Below are 22,352 nucleotides of genomic sequence, written 5' to 3' on the forward strand. Positions count from 1 at the left end.
AATAAAAAGAATCTATGATTTTGAGACTAATATCTAATTAGAATACTATTTTTATATGGGCAGGAGTGTTTTTAGAAAAAACATTCCTACCATACAAAAAATTGAATACATTTATATTATAATGTATTTAAAATAAGTCAATAGAATAAATAATTTTTTATAGAAAATTATTTCATTTCAGTATATAATCTGTAATATTTTTCATTTTTTAACGAATTTAAAAATTTTGATTAAAATATCATAATTTTACGATAGTTAACATAATGCTAAATAAAAATTATAAACAAAAGGAAAGTTTTTTAGTTATGTATAGTTTTACTAAGGATGATAAAGAGTTCAGAAATTTAACAAATGAGGAAATAGAATTCCTAAAATCTCAAGGATGTTCATCTCAATCTTGGGATAAAATATTTATAAAAAACGTAGATTTAACAAGAATAAAAGATGTACAGTTTCATGGTAAAGTAAAAATAAATGCACTTAATGGAATGGTAAAATATCACAACAAAGTACAAGTTCCTGCTTCAATTAACAGAGCAACATTAATAGATGTATTTATTAACGGAAATGTTTATATCAATAATGTAGGAAGATTCATTGCTAATTATAAAATAGAAAACGGAGTAATAATAGAAAATGCCGGTTCTATATATATGGAAGGAAAAAGCAGTTTTGGAAACGGAGTAGAAACTTCACCTATAATGGAAGGAGACGGAAGAAGCGTAAAAATATTTAATAGGCTAAATTCTCATATAGCTTATATGGTAGCAATGTACAGGCACAGATTTTTAATGCGTGCTAGAATAAATGCCATGATAGATGATTATACAGCAAAAAAAACTAGAAGATTTGGAAAAATAAAAGAACATGCCAAAATAATTAATGCAAGACTTATAAAAAATTCGCATATAGACCCTTATACTACAATAGAAAATACAGATGAAATCAATAATACAACAGTTATAAGTACAAAAGAATGTCCATCATATATTGGAACATCCGTTATATTAAAAGATTCTATAGTATTAAAAGGTGCGCATATAGTTGATAGTACAGTGATAAAAAAAGCATTTATAGGAGAAGGTGTAAAACTTGGAAGACAATTCTCATGCGAAGATTCTCTTCTATTTGCTAACTGCGAAGGAGAGCATGGTGAGATGTTCTCTATATTTGCCGGACCTTATACTGTTACTCATCACAAAGCAACACTTTTAATAGCAAGTCATTTTTCTTTCTTTAATGCAGGAAGCGGAACCAACCAAAGCAATCATATGTACAAATTAGGACCTTATCATCATGGTTTTATGGAAAGAGGATGTAAAACAGGCAGTAACTCATATATTTTATGGCCTTCTCATATAGGAGCATTTTCTACAGTTATAGGTGCTCATTATGATAATGTTGATACTTCTGATTTTCCATTCTCATATATAACAGAACATGGTTATCATCAAACAAGACTAATACCTGGATTGAATTTATTTGGTGTAGGGCTTTGCCGAGATGAAAACAAATGGAAAGATAGAGACAGAAGAGTTGGGGACAAGAAAGATTTAATCATATTTGATGTATTTAGTCCATATACTGTATCTAAAATGATTAATTCTGAAAGTATATTAAAAGAAATAAGAACAGAAATAGAGAATATAAATAAAGAAGGAGACTATATATTATATAAAAATATGATAATCAAAAAATCTTCTTTAGATAAATATTCTCAAAGATATTCTGTAGCAATTGATTTATATTTGCATGATAAAATACTTTCATATATTAAAGACTCAAAAAATATAGATGAAATAATAACAAACTTAGAATACAGGGATGATAAAGTATTTGAAAAATGGGTTGATGTAGGAGGACTTATATGTTCTAAAGACAGAATAGATGGTGTTATAAAAGATATAGAAAATAATAAAATCAATTCTTTAGAACTATTAATAAATGCATTTGAAGATTTATATAATTCCTATCAATCAGATGAAAAATCTTGGGTTATGAATACTATAAAAAGAAGATACGGCATAGAAAGTATAGATAAAGAAATAATTATTAAACTTTTAAAAGAACATATACTACTTTTAAAAGAAGCATACAAGATATTCTACAGAGATGTAAAAAAAGAATATGATTTATCTAAAATGGTAAGCTGCGGGGTTGATGATAAATCAACAATGGAAAGAGATTTTGAGGCTATAAGAGGAACAGTAAAAGATAATTCTTTTGTTGTAAAATATAAAAATGATATAGAAGAAAAAATTAATAATATAAATAATATTATGAGTATACTATAATAGGAGCTGTTATGCTGATACATTCATTGTCTATAATATTAGAAAGAGGTTTTGAAGATATAATAGAAGCAACCATAGAAAGCGGAGAATTAAATATACTTGGATTCAATATAGAATTTCCAATCAATGATGAAAATATAGCTATTGTAAATATATATAATGAAAACAATGATATATTAAAAAACAATTTAGCTATTATAGAAAAAAATATTAATGATATTGTAAAATACAATTATGAAATAAAAGAATTGGAATCAGATGAATATCTAACTTCATATATGGAATTCTTAAAACCATTTTGTATAGGTAATATAACTATAGTTCCTAATTTAAAAAATGACTCTGATGAATTAAATGATAGTACTCTTTATATAGCAAAACAATATGCATTCGGAACAGGTACACATGAAACTACATCATTGGCACTTGAAATGATAAACGAATATAGTGAAAATAATGATATAGCTTCAAAAAGTATAGCTGATATAGGATGCGGAAGTGGAATATTATCATTATTTGCTTATAAATTAGGGGCAAGAAATATTACTTCTATAGATATAGATAATGATGCTGTTAATTGTACTTTAGATAATGCTTCTTACAATAATATTAAATTAGATAATGTAATTCTTGGAAATACTAAAGATTTAATAAATATGAATTTTAAATTTGACTTGGTTATTGCCAATATAGAAACTGATGTATTAGTAGAAATTCTTTCAGAGTTAAAACAGCTTTTAAAACCTAATTCCACATTAATATTATCGGGTATTTTATTAGAAAAAGAATCTTCTATGAATAATGCTATAAGAGAAAATAATCTTCATATTATTTTAAGAAAGAGAAAAAATGATTGGGTATCTTTAATGCTTAATATTGAATAATGGAGGTATATATGCAATTAATAGATTTAGTAAAAAATGCCAAAGAAGCTACATATAAATTACAATCTTTAAATACAGATATAAAAAATAATGCTCTTCTTGAAATAGCAAAAAAAATTGAAGAAAATAAAGATAAAATATTTGAAGCTAATAAAAAAGATCTAGAATATGCACAAAAACTTCTTGATGAAAATAAAATTTCAAAATCTATGTTTAACAGATTAAAACTGGATGAAAATAAATTAATAGATGTTGTTTCAGGAATTAGAGATGTTGTAAAACTTGAAGACCCTATTAATAAAGTATTATTAGAAACAGAGCTTGATGACAATTTAGTATTAAAAAAAATATCCTGCCCTATTGGTTTAATCGCTGTAATATTTGAGGCTCGTCCTGATGTAATATCTCAAATATCTTCTTTGTGTATAAAATCATCTAATGCAGTTATACTTAAAGGAGGAAGTGAGGGAGAAAACACCAATAAAGCAATATACAATATAACAGAAGAAACTCTAAACAATATAAAAGAATTCCCAAAAAACTCTGTTAATTTAGTATTCACAAGAGAGGATATAAAAGAATTATTATCAATGGATAAATATATTGATTTGATAATACCAAGAGGCGGAAACAGTTTAGTACAGTATATAAAGTCAAATACAAATATACCTGTACTAGGACATGCTGACGGTATATGTCATTTATATATAGATGAATCTGCCAATCATGAAAAAGCATTAAAAATATGTTTGGATTCAAAAGCTCAATACCCAAGTGCCTGCAATGCTGTTGAAACTATACTCATAAATAAAAACATAGCTTCAGAATACTTGCCAAAACTTTATAATTTATTCAAAGAAAATGAAATAAAAATGAACGGAGACACTGAAGTAAAAAAGATATTAACTTCATCTGATATAGGCGAAGTAAAAGAATGGCATTTAGAATACGGTGACAAAGAGGTATCTTTAAAAATAGTATCAGATACAGAAGAAGCATACAATCATATTAACAAATACAGCTCTCATCATACAGACTCTATAATATCAGAAAATAAAGACAATATAGAAAAGTTTATGACATTCGTTGATTCTGCTAATGTATACTGCAATGCTTCAACAAGATTTTCAGACGGGTTCAGATACGGTTTCGGTGCTGAAGTAGGAATCTCAACAAATAAAACTCATGCAAGAGGCCCTGTAGGTTTGGAAGGCTTAACAATATACAAATATAAAATTTTTGGAAACTATCAAATCGTAGACGACTATGTTACTCATAAAGCAAGTTTTAAACATAAAAGAATAAAATAAGATTAATTTTCAAATGTGAGTAAATCATAAAACAATTTTTATAAAATTATTAAAGGCAAGAGATTTTTATTAAAGCTCTTGCCTTTTAATTTTTAAACTAATAAACAATTATTTAAAAAACTTGCCTATCCCTTTAACTATACCAGAAACTATGTCAGAAGGAGAACTAATATTTCGCAATCGTTCTTTAACATAATCATTATCAGGCTCTATTTCTAAAGACTTGTTATAGGCATATTTAGCATCTTCAATTCTTCCTGCATTTTCCAAAGCAACACCATAATTTTGCCATGCATAAGGATTACTATCATCTAAATCTAAAGTTTTTTTATAACTTTTTATAGCTTCCTGATAATTACCTAATGTTAAATATGAATAAGATAAAGAAAACATAACCTCATATAATAATTCATCATTAAGATCATAATTTTCTATTAAATTTATAAAATCATCTATTGCTTTATAATAATGACCAATAAAATAATATGATTTAGAAGAAAAAAATAAATAAAACATATTATTTATAAAATCAGAATAACCTTTAGCCTCCAAAATAGAAATATTTTTATTTATATAAAGAATATCACTATATCTTTTCATATCATACAATTTTAAAACAAGCTGTTCAGATAAATTAAAAAAAGCCTCTGTATAATTATAATCTTCATTTTCAAATAATTGTTTCATTTTATCAAGGGCTTCATTACATGCCAATTTTAACTCTTTACCTTCATTAGCATTTTCTAGCTTTTCAATTAATTCAAAAATGTTATCATCCTCATTTAACGCTTCTAAAATATTTGTAAGTTTTTCTTGTTTTTCTATAGAATCTAATATTTCTTTCATTTTATCATCGGAAGGATAAAATTGTAAATATTTATTAATAGTCTCTTTTGCATCTTTTCATCTTTTAGCAGAAAATAAGCTATAGCTAATGCCCCATAAGCTGAAGTATGCAATTCTGATGCCTTTAATGCATATTCTATAGCTTTATCATAATTTTCCATAAAACGGTAAACATTGGATATGTTAACCAAAGGAGTATAATTTTGTTTATCCAACTGTATTGCCTTATTTAATGCTTCTAAAGCTTTTTCATACTCCTTTTTTCCTTGATATAGTAAACCTAATGAATTCCAATTGTTTGACTTATTAGAATCAATTTCTATAGCTTTCAGGAATGCTTCTAAAGCTTCATCGTTATTTGAGTTTAAAAGATATGCATTACCAAGCCAACGCCAAGATTCATCATTATTAGGTTCTAATTCTACTGTTTTCTTAAAACATTTTATAGCCTCTTCATATTGTTTATCATCATAGTATGACCTACCTTATTCAAATAAATCTTTAGCATTTTCTTTATTAGAACTATTTGAAGTAGTATCATTAACTCCTTTAATACTTTTTATATAATCCTCAAATTCTCTTGCTCTTTCATCTGATATACCATACTTTATTTTCTTTTGTTTAATAAACTTCTTCCACTTTCATCTATAGCTCCGTCTTCAAGCATATCTTCCAAAAGCTCGTAATATTCTTCTTCGCCTTCTGTATTAAATTTAGGCTTATTTTTATTTTGTATTTCTTGAAGGGCAAAATCTTCTATTTCTTTTGCTCTTGAATCGGATGAACCGTATCTACCCTTTTTCTTATCTAATAGATTCCTCTCGCTATCGTCTATAATTCTATCATCTAACATGTCTAATATGAGTTCATAATAGTTTTGTTCCTGCTGTGTAAAATTCATTATTGTACTCCTTTAATTATAATTGATTAGAAATACCAAAAGAAAGGCATTAATATATTTAAGTATTTTAAAATATTGAAACTTTAATTTTGAATTGAAATTATGATTAATGAAATTTATGAAAATTCTAATTTGATTTTTAGCATAATTAAACAAACCTTAAATTAATGTTTCATTAGATTAGTATATATTATAATAGTTGTTTGTCAATATTTTATGCTGATTTTATATATTTAATGTATATAAAATTAAAACAAGAGGCTTATACCCCTTGTTTTAATTATAAATTTAATAAAAAATAGTTCTTAATTTGAAGCAACCTTGAAAACTAAGACTACAAGAAGAACTATTATTAGAATTCCTATACCCCCTATTATAAAAACTCCCCATTTTATATATTTTATTATTTTTCTTATATAACTATTAGCATCTACAACACCATTTTGTACTCCATTAAGTCCCCCAACTAAAAGAAATAAAGCATCCTTGAACTAACCAAGAATAGGCAATACATCAGGAACTAAATCTACTGGTGAAACTGTGTATATAACTGCCAATATTAAAGGTATCCAAGGCACTATGCCAGACTGTACAGGTTTTGACGGCTGATTGGAATTATCATTGTAGTTATTATATTCACTCATAAAACCCTCTATTATTTGATAAAATAAAAAGCATTAATATGTTTTAATATTATAAAAATTAAATATATTTAGTTACACATTTGCTTTAATAAAACATAGCATCTATATTATTAAAAAACATAAGTAAACATATTAATATTAAATTATATTATACAATACAATAATTATTTATCAATACTTTTTTATAACAGAAATAATAAAAAAGTACATACTAATAACTTTTAAGCTAATAGTATGTACCTAATCTTTTATAGTATAAAATTATAGCTTTTCGTAATAAGATGTTCCACCATTATTACCATAAAATACTTCACATTCACTATCACTCATAAATACAAATCTAACATTTCCTACAATTGGTATACCATATAGAACAAACTCATGCCAAGTATCTTCTACATATTTAATTCTATTCCAATTACTAATAGGAACGCTGCTTGATGAACCATCAGCATTATAGAAAGTAACTACCCCATCCCTAGTAATAACAAACAGCTCAAGACGATCGTATATGTTTCTCCAAGCACCTACTAAATCGTATGGCGTAAATGTTCTGTTAGGTTCAAACATAGATGAACAGCTTGTCAAAACCAAAGACATTATCAATAATAATACAATTTTCATAATACTTTTGTTTTTAATCATAAAACCTCCTAATTTAATAATATTGTTATAATGAATACAAATAACAATATTATTTGATTATTATTGTTTAATAAATCATATACCTCACATAGCTATAATATATTTTTAATATTTTTTATCAACATGTAAAAATATATTACAAAATAATTATATAATTTTTACAATAAATGTAAATATTACTTATATAGTAAATTTACAAAATAAAAAACTTGATAAAATACATGATTTTGATATAATAATATAATTTCACGATATTTTTTTAGTTTGAGGATATATTTATGTCTAAAGTTATAGCTATAGTTAATCAAAAAGGCGGTGTAGGAAAAACTACTACAGCCGTTAATTTAAGTGCTACAATAGCATCAATGGGCAAAAAAACATTATTAATAGATATTGACCCGCAGGCTAATGCTTGTTTGGGTGTAGGCGTTACTAGAGACAAAATGGAAAAAAGTGTATATGATTTATTAATAGGACAAGCAGAGGCAAATGAAGTTATAATGCCTACATATCAGGAAAATCTTTTTCTAATACCTGCAGATTCAGATTTGGTTGGTGCTCAAATAGAATTAGTTAATGAAATAGCTAGAGAATACAAACTAAAAAAGGCTATAGATACTGTAAAAGATAATTATGAATATATTATTATAGACTGCCCTCCTACTCTAGGTATATTAACACTTAATGCATTAACTGCTGCTGATTCTGTGCTTATACCTATACAATGTGAGTTCTATGCATTAGACGGAGTAGCTGAACTTAATAATACAATAGCACTTGTTAAAGAAAATCTAAATAAAGAATTAAAAATAGAAGGCGTACTTCTTACAATGTATGATTCAAGAACAAAATTAAGTGCTGATGTTGTACGTGAGGTTGTAAATTTCTTTAAAGATAAAACATATAAAACTATGATACCTAGAAATGTACGCTTAAGCGAAGCTCCTTCTTATGGTAAAGCTATAAGCGATTATGATAAAGACTGCATAGGAGCAAGAAGTTACAGAGAATTTTCTAAAGAGTTTATTGAAAAGTCTAAATAAATTATATTTTTTTAATATAAGGATATTACTATATGAATGATATTATTTTAAAAGATGTAAAAGAAGAAGATATTTTCATGTTTAAAAATAAATTACAAGAATCATTTATATTTGGAGCAAAAAATTATTTTGGAGAAGATATTACAGATAAAATACCAGAAGAAAAAGATATTGAAGAATCTTTAAATATGGAACAAGTATATTCTTATCATTTAGTACTAAATAATGAAAAAATAGGCGGAGCAATAATAGAAATAAATAATGAAACAAACCATAATGAACTTCATTTCTTTTTTATTTATCCTGAATATCAAAATAAAAAAATAGGATATTTATCTTGGAAATCAATAGAAAATAAATATCCTCAAACCAAAACTTGGACATGTTATACACCATATTTTGAGAAAAGAAATATTAATTTTTATGTAAATAAATGCGGTTTTCATATTGTTGCTTTTTATAATAAATATAATAAACTTGAAGGTATGGATAGCGGTCCTGAAGAGTTTTTTAAATTTGAAAAAGTTATGAATAAATAATATAATTAATATTTAAATAATGAATTTTAATATATAAGAGGATTTTTATGAGCAGAAAAGGCGGTCTTGGCGGACAAGGTATGAATGCCTTAATAAAATCTGGAGACAAAGAAATAAAGAGAGCTGTTGAAGAGGCTGAAAAAAACGGAGTACTAGAAATAGATGTTTCGCTTATAGATGTAAACCCTGACCAGCCTAGAAAAGTATTTAATGAAGAAGAAATACAAGGTCTTGCAGAATCTATCAAGGAGAACGGACTTATAAACCCTATAACTTTAAGAGAAAAAGAGGGCAAATATCAAATAATATCCGGCGAGAGAAGATTCAGAGCTTTTAAATTTTTAAATAGAGACAAAGTACCGGCATTAGTGCTTCAAAATATAGCAGATTCAAAAATGCTTGAGCTTACCCTAGTAGAAAATATACAAAGAGCAGATTTAAATGCAATAGAAGTGGCAAGAAGCTATAAAAAATTAATATATGATTTAAATATTAAACAAGAGGAATTAGCCAATAGAGTTGGAAAAAGCAGAAGCACAATATCAAATTCAATGCGTATATTGGAATTAAGCGAAAATATACAAAATTTAATATTAGAATCAAAAATTACTGAAGGTCATGCCAGAGCTATATTATCTTTAACAGATGAAAATGAAAGAGAAGCATTTGCAAAAGAAATAATAGAAAATGGTTATTCTGTTAGAGAATGCGAAAAAATAGTAAAAGATAAAAAAGAAAATAACAGTACTGCAGATAATGAAAATAATGAAAAATCTGATAATAAAGTAAAAAAAGAAAATAAAAAAGATCCTAATATAAAGCAATTAGAAAATGATTTAGAAAAGATATTCTCTACAAAAGTAAATGTTTTAGACAAAAATGGAAAAGAAGGTAAAATAGTAATAGAATACTACAGTGCAGATGACTTATCAAGAATCATGGATATGCTTGAAAAAATACATGAAAAAGAAAACAGCACAAGCCCTACACTTGAATATTAGGAGTAATTTTGAAATTCAAAATTTTAGCAGTGATATTATTTCTATCTCTAACTCTATATTCAAAAGAAAGAATGCCTATAGCCACTATAGATTTAGATCATAGTTTAAGGGCAAATGAACCTTTAAGAAAAGAATTAGTAAGAGCTATAAATAAATTTGTATATTTAAAACAAAAAACTTCTATATCTGTAGATAGACAAAAGAAAAAACTATTCGGTACTAATGAATTGGATTTAGAACAGGGATTAACTGTAGCTTCTAATCTAAATGTAAGAATAGCAATAATAATGAAAAGTGAAAAAGTATTGAAAAATACAAATAATAATCAAAACAAAATAGAAAATTTAACAATAAAATCTAATGAAATAAATGATATTATGAGCAATTATAATATTACCAATACAATATTAAGTAATGATATTATACTTACAAATGAAGCAAAAGATTTAGGAGATTTAATAGAATACGGAATAGGTAAAAAAACTGAAGATATGGATAAAGAAGGTGAAGAAAAAAAAGATGAAGAACTTTATGATATAAAATATAATTTTCAAGTCATAGATATAGAAACAGGAGAAACATTAAAAAAATATGACAAAAGAACATCATCTGAAGCTTTGCTTGCTATGCAGGAAATATGCTTGTATTTAGAATTTTATTTTTCTAATATATTATTCAAAAAAATAGAACATCAAATAAACGGTATTAATTTAAATTTGAGAGTAGAAAGAACAACTTTAGAAAATAAAACAAATGCAATATATGATAGAGGAGAAATAATAGAAGGAGAATCATTTACTCTAAACTTTAGATGCAATATGGACGGATATGTATATATATTTGCTTTTCAAAATGATGGAAATGTTATATTAATGCATCCAAATGATTTTAATAACTTTATAGATAACAAATATCAAAATCAAACTGAGGGAAAGAAAAACTACATAATACCTCCTGAAAACTCTATATTTAGAATAAGAATAAGACCTCCTTTCGGAGAGGATGCTTTCTATGCAGTTTATAGTAAAAAAGAACTTCCATGGATCACAGGTTTATACTTTAAAGGTGACGGATTTAAGATATGTGATAAAAGTAAAGTAGCAGAGTTCACGGCAAAATTAAAGTCCACATTAAAATTTATGAATGATAATAATTGGCAGATAGCTAAAATATACTTACATACTATCTCAGAATTAGAAGAAAATTAAAAAAGACTTATAAAATTACATTTATAAGTCTTTTTAATATTTTAATCATCAATATCAATTACTCTTCCGCCTCTAGTTATTTCTAATTCCAAACCATTACTAAGTTTAACTTTATATAAACCATCATCCATTTCAACTTTCCAAATTCTAGCTCTAGGATAATATCTTTTTGCTGCATTTATAACTCTTCTAGGAACTTGATTAATAGGAACAACCCAATCTGCAAAAAGGCTTGAACTTCCAATTATAGAAAAAGCAAATATTAAACAAAATAGTTTTTTCATAAATATATCCTTTCAAAATATAAAATTATCTTATAGTTATATAATAATACATTTTTTAATTATTGTCAATTTATTTTACATAAAAAGTAAAAAAATTCTTATTTTTTTAAATAAAACTACAATATAGTAAAAAAGGTTTACAAATAACATATAGTATTTGTAAACCTTTGTAAATTCTTTTTTATTAAAGTAAAATTATTTATTATAAGAAGCAATAGACTCAATAATATCTTTTTCTTCAGGAACCATTATAGTGTTCATACTGTCTTTAGCAGAACGTACAAAGAACTCTAAACGATTTACAGTATTAACTTCACTAGCACCAGCATCCATATCCAAATATAAAAGATTTAATTCAGGATATCTAGTTTTAAGTCTAGTTTCAATACCTCTAGCTATGATATGGTTAGCAATACAACCGAAAGGCTGCAAGCAAAGTACATTATTTATACCCTCTTCAGCAAAAGTAGCTATTTCACCAGGTAAAAGCCAAGCCTCTCCGAATTGATTGGTCATAGCAGTAACTTTAGCAGCATTCTCAGCTATTTGTCTTATATGATGTGCTGGTCTGAAACCCTTAAACTTAGACATTATTTGATTTACAGAATCAATTCTAACATCAATAACTTTTTCTGATAATTTAGAACCATAATATCCTAAGAATGATACATCTCTAGCATTAGTTTCTTTATTAACCTGCTCACTTATAACCTTTTGTACAAAGAAGTCAAATACAGGAGGAACTATTACCTCAACACCTTTAGACATAAGCCAATCGCAAACATCTCCATTAGCAAATTTGTTGTATTTTACATATATTTCACCAACTAATCCTGCTTTAGGTAAAATTAAATCATCATTAGTTTCAATAGCATTAAACTCTGCAACGGCTTGTTTCAATAATTTATCAGTTGCTTTAAGAGAAAAATCTTTAGGATGTAATGCTATATATTTATTGGCAAGTGCTAAAGATTCGCCTTTTTTTACTTCTCTAGCAGCAGTATAATAATACATTGTAGATATAGCATCAGCATAAGGCATAGCTACAATACCTTCTTTCATCATATCGATTTTAGAAAGTTTAAATCCAGGCTGATCATTTATCATTGTAAGCCCTACAGTTACTACTGGAACATCAGGATATCCAGCATTGATTAAACCTCTTTTTATAAGAGAAGCATAATTACTTGCTCTACATTGTCCTCCAGTTTGAGTAATACCAGCAGCTATATTTTTAGGATCATATTTTCCGCTTTGAACAGCTCTTATAATATCTCCTATTACAATAGTAGCAGGATAACATATATCTTGGTTGGCATATCTTAAACCCAATTCTACAGATTCAACATCCGGTTCAGGAAGAGCAATTGTATCATATCCGCTTCTTTGAAGTAAAGTTAAAATCATAGGATCATAGAAATGTCCGAATTTAGGTACAAGTATTGCACGTCTGTCATTTTTCTCATATCTTTTAATAATAGTTCTACTAGATTCTTCATTTGGTTTAAAATCACCTTTCATCTTCATACTTTCTATCATAGAACGTATTCTTAATCTTATACTTCCAGGACTTGATATCTCATCTACTTTTACTAAAGTAGGACTCTTACCATAAGCATTAAGTATAGATTTTATTTCATCTGAAGTAGTAGCATCAGGACCGCATCCAAAGCTATTAATTTGTACAACTTCAAGCTTCATATCTCTTTGTTTGCAAGCCCATAAAGCAGCTTTAAACATCTTATTAGGATAAGACCATTGAGTTAATACTTGAACATCTGCAAGAGATTCATCTATATCAAGCCCATCCTCTGTGATAACATTAATACCAAATGAAGCAATAGTTTCTGGTATTTTATGATTGATTAATGGGTCTATATGATAAGGTCTGCTTACTATAAGTATAGTAGGAGTTTGAGTTTCTTTAGCATGTTCAATTATTTTTCTGCCCTCAGCCCTTAACTCTTCTTTTATTCTAATTTGTTCCTGCAAAGCCATTTTAAAAGCTCTCTTAAAATCTTTTTTATCTATTCCAAGAACTTTTACAAAATAAGATTTACATCCTTTATATAACAATTCTTCATTTAAGAAAGAAATAGTTGGAGCATCAAAAGGTATACCATACTTACTTAAAGGACTTATAGAACTATCTATTACATCAGGATATCCTGTAACTACCGGACAGTTATAACTATTAACACTTCCATCATCTTCAGATTTCTCTAATACAACAGAAGGATAGAATATTCTATCAACTTTGGATTCTATCAAATCATATATATGTCCATTAGCAATTTTAGCAGGAAAACATATATTATCACTCATAACAGTACCAGAACCTTTCTCAGCTATAGCCATACTTGAAGGTGAAGATAATTGAACTCTGTATCCACATTCTACAAGCATAGTAGCCCAAAATGGGAAGTTTTGATACATATTAAGTACACGAGGTATGCCAATAGTACCTTTTATTTCATCTGTAGCAGGTGCTAAAGGTCTGTCAAATAGCAATGAAAGTTTTTTCTGAGTAATATCCATTCCGTATTTCTTCTCACCTGTACCTTTATTTGAGAATATTCTTTCACATTTGTTACCTGTATAGAATGATTTATTATCCTTGAATTTTAATCTAGTAACAGTACAAAGGTTTTCACAACCTTTACAAGTAAGCTGTTTTCTTTCATAATCATTTGCTTCCTGTAAATTATCCAAACCTATAAAAGCAGTATCTTCTTTTTTAGAATTGAAAGTATCCAAAGCCAATAACGCACATCCGTAAGCTCCCATAAGCTCAGATATATCAGGACGAATAACTTTTTTATTTAAGAATTTTTCTACAGAACGAAGAACAGCAGCATTTTTAAAAGTACCGCCTTGAACAACTATATGTTCTCCTAATATAGAAGTATCTGTAATTTTTAATACTTTAGTGAAACAGTTTAAAGTAACACTCTTAGCAAGTCCGGCAGAAATATCAGCAACTGAAGAACCTTCTCTCAAAGACTGTTTTACTTTACTATTCATAAACACTGTACAGCGGCTTCCTAAATCACAAGGACTAGCAGATTCACATGCTATATTGGCAAAATCAGCAACTTTATAACCCATTCCACGAGCAAATGTTTCTATAAACGAACCGCATCCTGAAGAACAAGCTTCATTAATTTCAATATTTTCTATAATACCATCTTTAATAAATATAGCTTTCATATCCTGTCCGCCTATATCAAGTATGAAGCTTACATCTTTATCAAAAGCCTTAGCACCTCTGTAATGAGCCATAGTTTCAACTATACCCTCATCCATATTGAATGCTGCTTTTATTAAATCTTCTCCATATCCTGTAACAGCAGTTCTAGCTATATTTATTTTTATATTCTTTTCATCTAATTCTTTTTTAATTTCTGTTAATCCTTCAGTAACAGCACCTACTGGATTTCCATTATTATTTCTATAATGTCTTAATACTACTTGTCCGTTTTCATCTATAATAACAATTTTTGTTGTAGTAGAACCAGAGTCTATACCTAAGAATGTATTTTTTCCCTCTACTGTAGATACATCAGCAGATTTTACTTTATCTTTGCTATGCTCTTCTTTCCAACTTTCATATTCTTCCTGACTGCTAAATAATGCTTCTCTAGTTTTTGAATTTGTAATTTTTACTTCAGCAGATATATTTTGCACTAATTTAGTAAATTTTGAAACTGTTATTATAGTTTTATCTTCTTTTTCACCAAAAGCTGCTCCTATAGCTGCAGTTAATTCAGGATGATCAACTGTATACATATCATCTTCTGTAGCATCAAGCAAAGTTAAAAATGTTTTTCTTAATTCTGGAAGGAATGTTAAAGGACCGCCTGTGAATAATATTTTAGGTTTTATTTCAAAACCTTTAGCAAGCGTGTTAATTGTTTGAACAGCAACTGCTTGGAATATACTTTTAGCAATATCAGCTTTTGGTATATCACGGCTTATAAGAGTTTGTACGTCTGTTTTAGCAAATACTCCGCATCTGCTTGCCATTGGATAAATAGAAGTAGATTTTTCTGCTAATGTTGAAAGCTCTGAAGGATGAACATTAAGAAGTGTAGCCATTTGATCTATAAACGCCCCTGTTCCTCCAGCACAGTTTCCATTCATTCTTATATCAGCTTTAAAATTATCATCAAAAACTATAATTTTTGCATCTTCTCCGCCTATATCAATCAATGTTCTTCCATAAGGATAAATCTTTCTAATAGCTGTCGAAGAAGCAATAACTTCCTGCACAAAACTAATTCCTGTTTTTTCACAAACTCCCATACCAGCTGTACCTGTAATAGCAAGGGAAAGCTGTAAATCTCCATGCATAGTATGGAGATTTTCTAATATGGACAGCAATGTATCTTTTATATCAGCATTATGCCTAACATAAGTTTTAAATATCATATTATCATTATTATCATATACAACCATTTTTGCGGTAGTTGAACCTATATCAATACCTGCTTTAAAAATTTTTTCCATAATATCTCTCCTAATAAATATAAACTATTTTTATTCTATAATCATATTCTGCATATTAACAAATATTACTTTAGTCTTATGGCTTTTTAAATTTTCTTCTGGTATATGTCCATAAAGAAGTATTATTATAGTATCATCTTTTTGTGCATAATGTACATTGCTTCCATTTATTCCTATAACCCCTGTTCCTCTTATACCTTTAACAACAACTGTTTCAAATCTTTCATCATTACTCAAATTAATAATGGATACTTTATCGCCTTCCATTATATCTGCTTTATCCATCAAATTTTCATCTATTGTTATAGAATCTCTAAAATTTAAATCAGTTCTTGTAACAGTGAGTCTGTTAATTTTAGATTTTATAATACTCCTCATCATAATGGTACAAAACCTAAAAACTATTCTTTCTTATATATAAGAATAATTTTTTACAAACATTTTACTAATATGATGAAAAATGTCAATATTATAATTAAAGATATTTATTAATAATAGTTACTATATACTATAACTATATTTGGTTTAACACTACATTTTGTACAAAATTTCAAGATATATAGTCTTAAAATTGACTAATAAAAGCATTTATGAAATTACCATTCAAATCGCCTTCAACAATAACATCTAAAGGGAACACTTTTTTATTACCAAGTCTATAATTAATATAATTATCACGCTCATGAATTATAATTTCTGAAAGTTCTATTTTACTCATAAAGGCATTAATAAATGCTTCTTCATCTACAATATTTCCGCCTCTTTTAGCTGAAATCTCATTTCCTTGTCTTATTATTTTTATGGCAGAATAATCTTTTATCTTTTTATCAAATTCTTCTTTATCCATAAAAATATTTCTTATAAAGCTAACAGCCTTTTCTTTATCATATTCATTGGAATCATCAAAAGCAACAAGAATCTTTTTATTAATCCATTCCATTTCTTTATCAAAAGAACCTACAGCTCTATTATATAAAAAATCTCCAAGCATATCATCATTATAATATATAGGCTCTAAATACTTACTAAGAATTAAATTTAAATCCTCATCTTTATAATGATTATCTATAATATCAGCAAGTAAAAATTCGACAATTTCTTCGCCTTGTTCTTTTTCGTATCTTACTTTTAATTTTACAATGGATTCTCTATTTATAATGGATTTATAATAGTCCAATTCTTTTTCATCTATTTTCATTCTAACGACAATTTTCTTATTTTGTTCAATATATCCTGTTTCAATATCTTTATAAGCCATGCATATCATAAGAACATTTATTTTATCATCATCTTCAGTTCTTGCCCCAATAAAATCGGGAGAACCTATTATAAATGCCACATCTTTATATTCATCTAAAAATTCGCTTTCTTTTTGTAAATAGAACATATTCAAATCCATTAACAGAATAATCAATATTCTAAATCAAATATTAATAATTATCAATAAATTTACAAAAACATTTTTTATTAAAAAATATAAATTAAAAATTAACGCACAATAGCTTTTAGATCAAACTCTCCTTTAAATTTAACCTCTTTCCAAGTATATCCTCCCCATTTAGGCCAAGAACCATATTGAACAGTAGTACTCATATTTCCAGATGCACTATCTCTATCTATATTAGGTAAATATAAAGTTATTTGTCCGCTAGGTATATTTCTCCATGCCTCGCCCGGTTTATCTCCGCCTGTAAAACTTATATTTTTACCAAAATATACAACCGTCTTTAAATTAGTACAATTTCCAAACATATCTGGACGCATTCTGCCAAGTGTATCCGGTATAGCTATCATCTCTAAATTTGAACAATTTTCAAAAGCATACCAATATATCTCTCTTGTATCTGATGGAAAGTAAATAGCTGTTATATTAGTTTTGTCCCTAAAATATGTATACCAAGCTTTATTACTTATAGGTTCATAATATGTTGAATATCTCAAATCTAAATATACAAGAAGTTTATTTTTCTCTAAACAGTTTGCTATGCTGTTTATAGAATCACTATTTACTATGCCTCTTATACAAAGCATATCGCCGCCGCTATTCTCTACGGAATAAAGTATATCCTGACAATCAAATTGTGAACCTCCCTGAGGGCTGTAATCTAAATTTATATAGTATTTAGTATATTCCAAATCTGAAATTTCTTCTGCAGGCTTAAGAAAAGTATTATTGCAGGATAACACAATAACTGTTGCTAATAAAAATAAAATAATTAATAATTTTTTCATAAATTAATATCTCCTAATAAAATTAAGTTTTAGGTTCTTCTCCAAACCTATAAACAAATGGTACAAAATTAAAAGAAAAACTTTTTGAATATAATGCATATTCAACAGATATAGATTGATAAAATATATCTATTGTAAGCCCAAATCTTATATCATAATAAAAATATGAGTCTTTGAGACCAAACGAAGGAATATCCATATAAAAAATCATGTTCTACACTATTAGGAAAAGAAGATTTGATAGTATTAAGAGAAAATTGTCCTCCAACATCTAGAGAAGAATACACAAGATCTACACCAACAAATCCATAAACAGCAAGATAATCAATATATGGAACTCTCTCTTTAGGCTTAAATCCAAATACAATTTTTGGTGTAACTGCAAAACTTGTCCATTTATTTCTTAGGGATGCATCAGAAGTAATAAAAGCTCCAGTATTTATTGAATGATCAGCATCATATTCTTGATAAGATGTAGAATTTTCATATGATAAATTCAATGTTCCATAATCAAAATTAAAATCTGTTCTAGCATCCAAAAATATATATTTATTTCTATAGATATAAAATTTTATATCTAAACCTCCATGAAATCCTAAAGCCTCAACATAAGTATCTTTGACAAAATGTCTGAATAAATCGCTGTATCCTGGTAAAAAAGAACACCTTAATCCAATAGATATAGGAGCAGTCCATGCATTAATAGAGGTAAATAATTGCACATAAGGAAGAGCTACCCTATCTATAGCATTTACTATATTAACAAAATTATTATTATCCTTTACATTTTTTGTAAAAGTATCATAACTCATATTCACATAAGTTCCTATTCCCACTGTACCTAATGGAAAATGCAAAGGTATAACTAATCCGTAATTATCTCCTGAAGCTGCATTAAAAAATGCTTTTCTTTTTATTTTATCCATTACAAGAGAAGAAACACCCAAATTAAACATATATGTATCATACAAATATTCCGCACCTGCCATCATAAGTATTACATCTTCATTTTCTGTATACAATGAAATTAAAGAAGGATCATTTAAAACTTTAGTCCAATCATCAGGATTTATGTTGTTTACATAGTCTTTAGCTCCATCAAAAAATGATGGAATATATGAATTTTGCAATACAAAATTTATGGCATCAGAATTATTTAATCCCTTAGAAGTAAAATAACCATTAAAAAAATCATATAAATCTGCCGTTTGGGAATAAATTGTATTGATACCAATTATAAAAAATAGTATTATACAAACAAAACGTTTTAACATATTACCAACTCTTAACACTTTTAAATATAAAAAAAATATTTATCAAAGTCAATATAAAATTATTGATAATTAACTTCTTTTGTTATAGAATTACAAACAAATATATTAAAGGAGTTGAAAATGAAAAAAGACATTTTCACGAGCTCTATAGGAGTTATAATAGCGGGTGCTGTTATAGGTGCTATAGCTGCTTGGCTCTCTGTAATGGGCAATCCTGCTAATATGGGTATATGTATAGCATGTTTCACCCGTGATTTGGCTGGAGGACTTGGATTACATAGAGCAGCTGCTGTACAATATATAAGGCCGGAATTAATAGGTCTTGTTATTGGTGCCACAGCTTCGGCAATGCTTTCTAAGGAATTTGTTCCTAAGGGAGGAAGTTCGCCTATTATAAGATTCTGTTTAGGCTTCTTTGCTATGATTGGAGCTTTAGTTTTCTTAGGATGTCCTTGGAGAACTTTGCTTAGAGTAGCAGGAGGAGATATTAACGGAATATTTGGCTTAATAGGCATTATTATAGGCGGAGGAATTGGCGTTTTCTTTTGGAAAAAGAATTTCTCATTGGGACAGCCTAAAGCTTATAAGAATAAGCTTGTGGGATTTTTACCGCTTGCTATATCAATAATTCTTTTAATATTGTTATTGCAGCAAACAAAATTTTCTGAAGGTGGTCCAATATTCTTCTCTGAATCAGGTCCTGGAAGTATGAGAGCACCTATAGCTATAGCATTAATAGCTTCTATAGTAATAGGATTTATAGCTCAAAAATCAAGATTCTGTACTGTGGGCGGGCTTAGAGACGGAATATTTATGAAAGATTTTCATATGACTAAAGGAGTAATTGCATTTATAGTTGCTGCTTTTATAGTTAATATAGCAACGAGCAGATTTAATTTATCTATGGAAAATCAACCAATAGCCCATACAAATATTTTATGGAACACTGTATCAATGATTCTTACAGGATTGGCTTTTACTTTAGGTGCAGGCTGTCCTGGCAGACAAGTGATACAATCTTCGGAAGGTGATATGGACAGTTTCATTTTCGTTATAGGAATGCTAGTTGGTGCCGGATTTGCTCATAACTTTAATTTAGCAAGTTCAACTGCTGGTCCTACGGTATATGGAATGGGAGCTGTTATATTAGGCTTAGTATTTTGCATTATCATTGGTTTTACAATGAAAGAAAATACTGCCAACTGATATATTTCTTGTGCAGCCGGGTGTTGTCATTATATAAAAAGAAATATACCGTGTAAAATTTTTGGAAGTTATATAATGAACTCTGCCGTTACGCTGTATTATTAGAACTAATACAGTTATGGTAATATAGAGTAGCGGCAGAGGTTATAATAAAAATATTTAGATATATAATCTAATGCTTATTATAATAGTTAAGACTTTCTTATTAAATTACAGTAAGGTATATTTATTATGATTATGGTATCTTTTACCATTAATAAAAGTTAAAATAAGGAAATTTTACTATGTCAGAAACTATAAAAGTAGATACTAGAGGAATGTCATGTTCTCAAGCATCTTTTCAAGCTAAATGTGCAGCTATTAACAATACAGAATTAAATACTATAATAGAAGTTTTAGTAAGCGGACATTCAAGCTGCGAAAGTGTAATCAGAGGATGTGAAAAATACGGATATGAAGGGAGTTTTGAACATATAGAAAATGAGGATATACTTGTAACTTTGAAAAAAATTAAATAGTATAATTAATATCAAAATAATTATTGAACATTTTTATAAATATTTAAAATACTTGGTAAAATCTCTTCAGGCATAAGTTTCTTCAAACAATCTATTGTTTTGCATCCGCGTTTCATATACTCGCAATGAAAACTTTTTAATGCTGTACAATACTTTTTTCTTGCTTCTATATTAAATGCTTTATCTCCCCTAGCCCCATAAATTAAAGGCAAAGTATCACCAAATACACCTATAGAATATATATTGCATGCATTGGCTATATGAAGAGGTGCACTGTCTCCTCCTATAAGTGCATAAGAATGCTTAATTACAGATATAAGTTCTCTAATATTCAATTTGGCAGTAAAATCATCCGCTATAATGCTGCCTAATCTTTTTTTCATTTCATTAGAAAAATCTAAATCATCTTTTGAACCTATTAATATTACAGGCACTTTATACTCTTTGTAAAACATATCTATTAATTTTGAAAAATTATCAGCACCATATCTTTTGCTTATTCTTGTAGCTCCTCCATGTACAAGCAAAGCATTTTTATAATCTTTCATTTTATTAATTCCAAAATTATCTTCTTCTTCATTTAAAAATATTTCAGTATTGATTCCGTCATCTTCTATACCCATAGGCTTTAGTATAGAAAGTATTGTATCGACTATATGTCTGCTATGCTTTTTCCAAGGAGTTTTTTTAGTAAGCAGAAATCCCCTGCATTCGCTATTTACTCCAGCCCTTACAGGTATTTTTGCCTTATATAAAATAGAAGCACCATAAAATGCTGTTGTTGCAGTAAAGCCTATATCATAATTTTGAGTTTTTATATATTCTATAATTTTATCATCACGTACTATTATATTGTTTATATATGGATTTTCTTTTAATATATCTATTCCTCTAACTCCATTTACTACATCTATAACACAATCTTTATAATGTTTTTTTACAGCTCTTATAAGCGGAGTTATAAATATTGTATCTCCAATATAATTCATTCCTATAATTAATATTTTTGTCATA

Annotated in this window: 19 protein-coding genes and 3 pseudogenes; 9 read left to right on the forward strand and 13 right to left on the reverse strand. The window is 27.6% G+C overall.

The window, feature by feature from the left end:
* Nucleotides 1–305: 305 nt before the first annotated feature.
* From T324_RS0108745 to T324_RS0108755, 3 genes are read left to right on the forward strand one after another with little or no spacing between them, the layout of a single operon-like run.
* Nucleotides 306–2,294, forward strand: a complete 1,989-nt coding sequence (locus T324_RS0108745; RefSeq protein WP_028329901.1) for a DUF4954 family protein — start codon at nucleotides 306–308, stop codon at nucleotides 2,292–2,294.
* Between the two features lie 11 nt (nucleotides 2,295–2,305).
* Nucleotides 2,306–3,178, forward strand: a complete 873-nt coding sequence (locus T324_RS0108750) for a 50S ribosomal protein L11 methyltransferase (RefSeq protein ID WP_028329902.1) — start codon at nucleotides 2,306–2,308, stop codon at nucleotides 3,176–3,178.
* A gap of 11 nt (nucleotides 3,179–3,189) precedes the next feature.
* The gene (locus tag T324_RS0108755) at nucleotides 3,190–4,488 is read left to right on the forward strand and encodes a glutamate-5-semialdehyde dehydrogenase (protein WP_028329903.1); all 1,299 of its coding nucleotides are present in this window, start codon (nucleotides 3,190–3,192) and stop codon (nucleotides 4,486–4,488) included.
* A gap of 108 nt (nucleotides 4,489–4,596) precedes the next feature.
* Here the strand turns inward: T324_RS0108755 and T324_RS0108760 are convergent, their stop codons facing one another.
* The 6 genes and pseudogenes from T324_RS0108760 to T324_RS0108785 all read right to left on the reverse strand — a co-directional run bounded on the left by T324_RS0108760 (nucleotide 4,597) and on the right by T324_RS0108785 (nucleotide 7,524).
* Nucleotides 4,597–5,334 (reverse strand): tetratricopeptide repeat protein, encoded by a 738-nt coding sequence (locus T324_RS0108760; RefSeq protein ID WP_028329904.1) that lies wholly within the window; start codon nucleotides 5,332–5,334, stop codon nucleotides 4,597–4,599.
* Nucleotides 5,331–5,549, reverse strand: a complete 219-nt coding sequence (locus T324_RS18970) for a tetratricopeptide repeat protein (RefSeq protein WP_028329905.1) — start codon at nucleotides 5,547–5,549, stop codon at nucleotides 5,331–5,333. The genes T324_RS0108760 and T324_RS18970 overlap by 4 nt, the downstream gene beginning before the upstream one ends.
* A pseudogene (locus T324_RS18975) lies at nucleotides 5,547–5,783 on the reverse strand (tetratricopeptide repeat protein); the annotation flags it as partial. The gene T324_RS18970 and the pseudogene T324_RS18975, both read right to left, overlap by 3 nt.
* A 158-nt stretch (nucleotides 5,784–5,941) precedes the next feature.
* A complete protein-coding gene (locus tag T324_RS0108775) occupies nucleotides 5,942–6,235 on the reverse strand; it encodes a hypothetical protein (RefSeq protein ID WP_028329906.1) in 294 nt (97 codons plus the stop codon).
* A 305-nt stretch (nucleotides 6,236–6,540) separates the two neighbouring features.
* Nucleotides 6,541–6,879, reverse strand: a pseudogene (locus T324_RS18980) (DUF1232 domain-containing protein).
* A 261-nt stretch (nucleotides 6,880–7,140) separates the two neighbouring features.
* The gene (locus T324_RS0108785; RefSeq protein ID WP_028329907.1) at nucleotides 7,141–7,524 is read right to left on the reverse strand and encodes a hypothetical protein; all 384 of its coding nucleotides are present in this window, start codon (nucleotides 7,522–7,524) and stop codon (nucleotides 7,141–7,143) included.
* A 278-nt stretch (nucleotides 7,525–7,802) separates the two neighbouring features.
* Here T324_RS0108785 and T324_RS0108790 point away from each other — a divergent pair, with 278 nt between their 5' ends.
* Genes T324_RS0108790 through T324_RS0108805 form a run of 4 tightly spaced genes read left to right on the forward strand, consistent with a single transcriptional unit; the run spans nucleotide 7,803 to nucleotide 11,315 of the window.
* Nucleotides 7,803–8,567, forward strand: coding sequence for a ParA family protein (locus T324_RS0108790; RefSeq protein WP_028329908.1), 765 nt, complete (start codon nucleotides 7,803–7,805; stop codon nucleotides 8,565–8,567).
* Between the two features lie 32 nt (nucleotides 8,568–8,599).
* The gene (locus T324_RS0108795) at nucleotides 8,600–9,106 is read left to right on the forward strand and encodes a GNAT family N-acetyltransferase (RefSeq protein ID WP_028329909.1); all 507 of its coding nucleotides are present in this window, start codon (nucleotides 8,600–8,602) and stop codon (nucleotides 9,104–9,106) included.
* A gap of 47 nt (nucleotides 9,107–9,153) precedes the next feature.
* Nucleotides 9,154–10,107 (forward strand): ParB/RepB/Spo0J family partition protein, encoded by a 954-nt coding sequence (locus tag T324_RS0108800; RefSeq protein ID WP_028329910.1) that lies wholly within the window; start codon nucleotides 9,154–9,156, stop codon nucleotides 10,105–10,107.
* 8 nt (nucleotides 10,108–10,115) lie between these two features.
* Nucleotides 10,116–11,315, forward strand: a complete 1,200-nt coding sequence (locus tag T324_RS0108805) for a DUF4384 domain-containing protein (protein ID WP_028329911.1) — start codon at nucleotides 10,116–10,118, stop codon at nucleotides 11,313–11,315.
* A 41-nt stretch (nucleotides 11,316–11,356) separates the two neighbouring features.
* On the opposite strand, the gene T324_RS0108810 is transcribed toward T324_RS0108805, so the two are convergent.
* The 6 genes and pseudogenes from T324_RS0108810 to T324_RS17055 all read right to left on the reverse strand — a co-directional run bounded on the left by T324_RS0108810 (nucleotide 11,357) and on the right by T324_RS17055 (nucleotide 19,614).
* Entirely contained in the window at nucleotides 11,357–11,599 is a 243-nt protein-coding gene (locus T324_RS0108810) for a PepSY-like domain-containing protein (RefSeq protein WP_028329912.1), read from the reverse strand.
* Nucleotides 11,600–11,794: 195 nt separating this feature from the next.
* A complete protein-coding gene (locus T324_RS0108815; RefSeq protein WP_028329913.1) occupies nucleotides 11,795–16,108 on the reverse strand; it encodes a BadF/BadG/BcrA/BcrD ATPase family protein in 4,314 nt (1,437 codons plus the stop codon).
* A gap of 30 nt (nucleotides 16,109–16,138) precedes the next feature.
* A complete protein-coding gene (gene panD / locus T324_RS0108820) occupies nucleotides 16,139–16,489 on the reverse strand; it encodes an aspartate 1-decarboxylase (RefSeq protein WP_028329914.1) in 351 nt (116 codons plus the stop codon).
* Nucleotides 16,490–16,673: 184 nt separating this feature from the next.
* The gene (locus tag T324_RS0108825) at nucleotides 16,674–17,495 is read right to left on the reverse strand and encodes a DUF2262 domain-containing protein (RefSeq protein ID WP_028329915.1); all 822 of its coding nucleotides are present in this window, start codon (nucleotides 17,493–17,495) and stop codon (nucleotides 16,674–16,676) included.
* A 101-nt stretch (nucleotides 17,496–17,596) separates the two neighbouring features.
* Nucleotides 17,597–18,340 (reverse strand): leucine-rich repeat protein, encoded by a 744-nt coding sequence (locus T324_RS0108830; protein ID WP_028329916.1) that lies wholly within the window; start codon nucleotides 18,338–18,340, stop codon nucleotides 17,597–17,599.
* 22 nt (nucleotides 18,341–18,362) lie between these two features.
* Nucleotides 18,363–19,614 (reverse strand): annotated as a pseudogene (locus T324_RS17055) (hypothetical protein).
* Nucleotides 19,615–19,734: 120 nt separating this feature from the next.
* On the opposite strand from T324_RS17055, the gene yedE reads away from it, so the two are divergent.
* A complete protein-coding gene (gene yedE / locus T324_RS0108840) occupies nucleotides 19,735–20,820 on the forward strand; it encodes a YedE family putative selenium transporter (RefSeq protein ID WP_028329917.1) in 1,086 nt (361 codons plus the stop codon).
* 284 nt (nucleotides 20,821–21,104) lie between these two features.
* A complete protein-coding gene (locus T324_RS0108845) occupies nucleotides 21,105–21,338 on the forward strand; it encodes a sulfurtransferase TusA family protein (RefSeq protein ID WP_028329918.1) in 234 nt (77 codons plus the stop codon).
* 20 nt (nucleotides 21,339–21,358) lie between these two features.
* Here T324_RS0108845 and T324_RS0108850 read toward each other — a convergent pair whose 3' ends face one another.
* Nucleotides 21,359–22,351, reverse strand: coding sequence for a glycosyltransferase family 9 protein (locus tag T324_RS0108850; protein WP_028329919.1), 993 nt, complete (start codon nucleotides 22,349–22,351; stop codon nucleotides 21,359–21,361).
* Nucleotide 22,352: the final 1 nt, after the last annotated feature.

Source organism: Brachyspira alvinipulli ATCC 51933 (assembly GCF_000518245.1).
In the GTDB taxonomy this organism is placed as follows: Bacteria; Spirochaetota; Brachyspiria; order Brachyspirales; family Brachyspiraceae; genus Brachyspira; species Brachyspira alvinipulli.

What these genes read in the sequence shown, in the direction of transcription:
- T324_RS0108785 (WP_028329907.1), bottom strand. Translation starts at nt 7,524, where the DNA reads ATGATTAAAAACAAAAGTATTATGAAAATTGTATTATTATTGATAATG.
- T324_RS0108845 (WP_028329918.1), top strand. Translation starts at nt 21,105, where the DNA reads ATGTCAGAAACTATAAAAGTAGATACTAGAGGAATGTCATGTTCTCAA.
- T324_RS0108815 (WP_028329913.1), bottom strand. Translation starts at nt 16,108, where the DNA reads ATGGAAAAAATTTTTAAAGCAGGTATTGATATAGGTTCAACTACCGCA.
- T324_RS0108745 (WP_028329901.1), top strand. Translation starts at nt 306, where the DNA reads ATGTATAGTTTTACTAAGGATGATAAAGAGTTCAGAAATTTAACAAAT.
- yedE (WP_028329917.1), top strand. Translation starts at nt 19,735, where the DNA reads ATGAAAAAAGACATTTTCACGAGCTCTATAGGAGTTATAATAGCGGGT.
- T324_RS0108760 (WP_028329904.1), bottom strand. Translation starts at nt 5,334, where the DNA reads ATGAAAGAAATATTAGATTCTATAGAAAAACAAGAAAAACTTACAAAT.
- T324_RS0108850 (WP_028329919.1), bottom strand. Translation starts at nt 22,351, where the DNA reads ATGACAAAAATATTAATTATAGGAATGAATTATATTGGAGATACAATA.
- panD (WP_028329914.1), bottom strand. Translation starts at nt 16,489, where the DNA reads ATGATGAGGAGTATTATAAAATCTAAAATTAACAGACTCACTGTTACA.
- T324_RS0108800 (WP_028329910.1), top strand. Translation starts at nt 9,154, where the DNA reads ATGAGCAGAAAAGGCGGTCTTGGCGGACAAGGTATGAATGCCTTAATA.
- T324_RS0108775 (WP_028329906.1), bottom strand. Translation starts at nt 6,235, where the DNA reads ATGAATTTTACACAGCAGGAACAAAACTATTATGAACTCATATTAGAC.
- T324_RS0108830 (WP_028329916.1), bottom strand. Translation starts at nt 18,340, where the DNA reads ATGAAAAAATTATTAATTATTTTATTTTTATTAGCAACAGTTATTGTG.
- T324_RS0108790 (WP_028329908.1), top strand. Translation starts at nt 7,803, where the DNA reads ATGTCTAAAGTTATAGCTATAGTTAATCAAAAAGGCGGTGTAGGAAAA.
- T324_RS0108755 (WP_028329903.1), top strand. Translation starts at nt 3,190, where the DNA reads ATGCAATTAATAGATTTAGTAAAAAATGCCAAAGAAGCTACATATAAA.
- T324_RS0108750 (WP_028329902.1), top strand. Translation starts at nt 2,306, where the DNA reads ATGCTGATACATTCATTGTCTATAATATTAGAAAGAGGTTTTGAAGAT.
- T324_RS0108810 (WP_028329912.1), bottom strand. Translation starts at nt 11,599, where the DNA reads ATGAAAAAACTATTTTGTTTAATATTTGCTTTTTCTATAATTGGAAGT.
- T324_RS0108795 (WP_028329909.1), top strand. Translation starts at nt 8,600, where the DNA reads ATGAATGATATTATTTTAAAAGATGTAAAAGAAGAAGATATTTTCATG.
- T324_RS0108825 (WP_028329915.1), bottom strand. Translation starts at nt 17,495, where the DNA reads ATGTTCTATTTACAAAAAGAAAGCGAATTTTTAGATGAATATAAAGAT.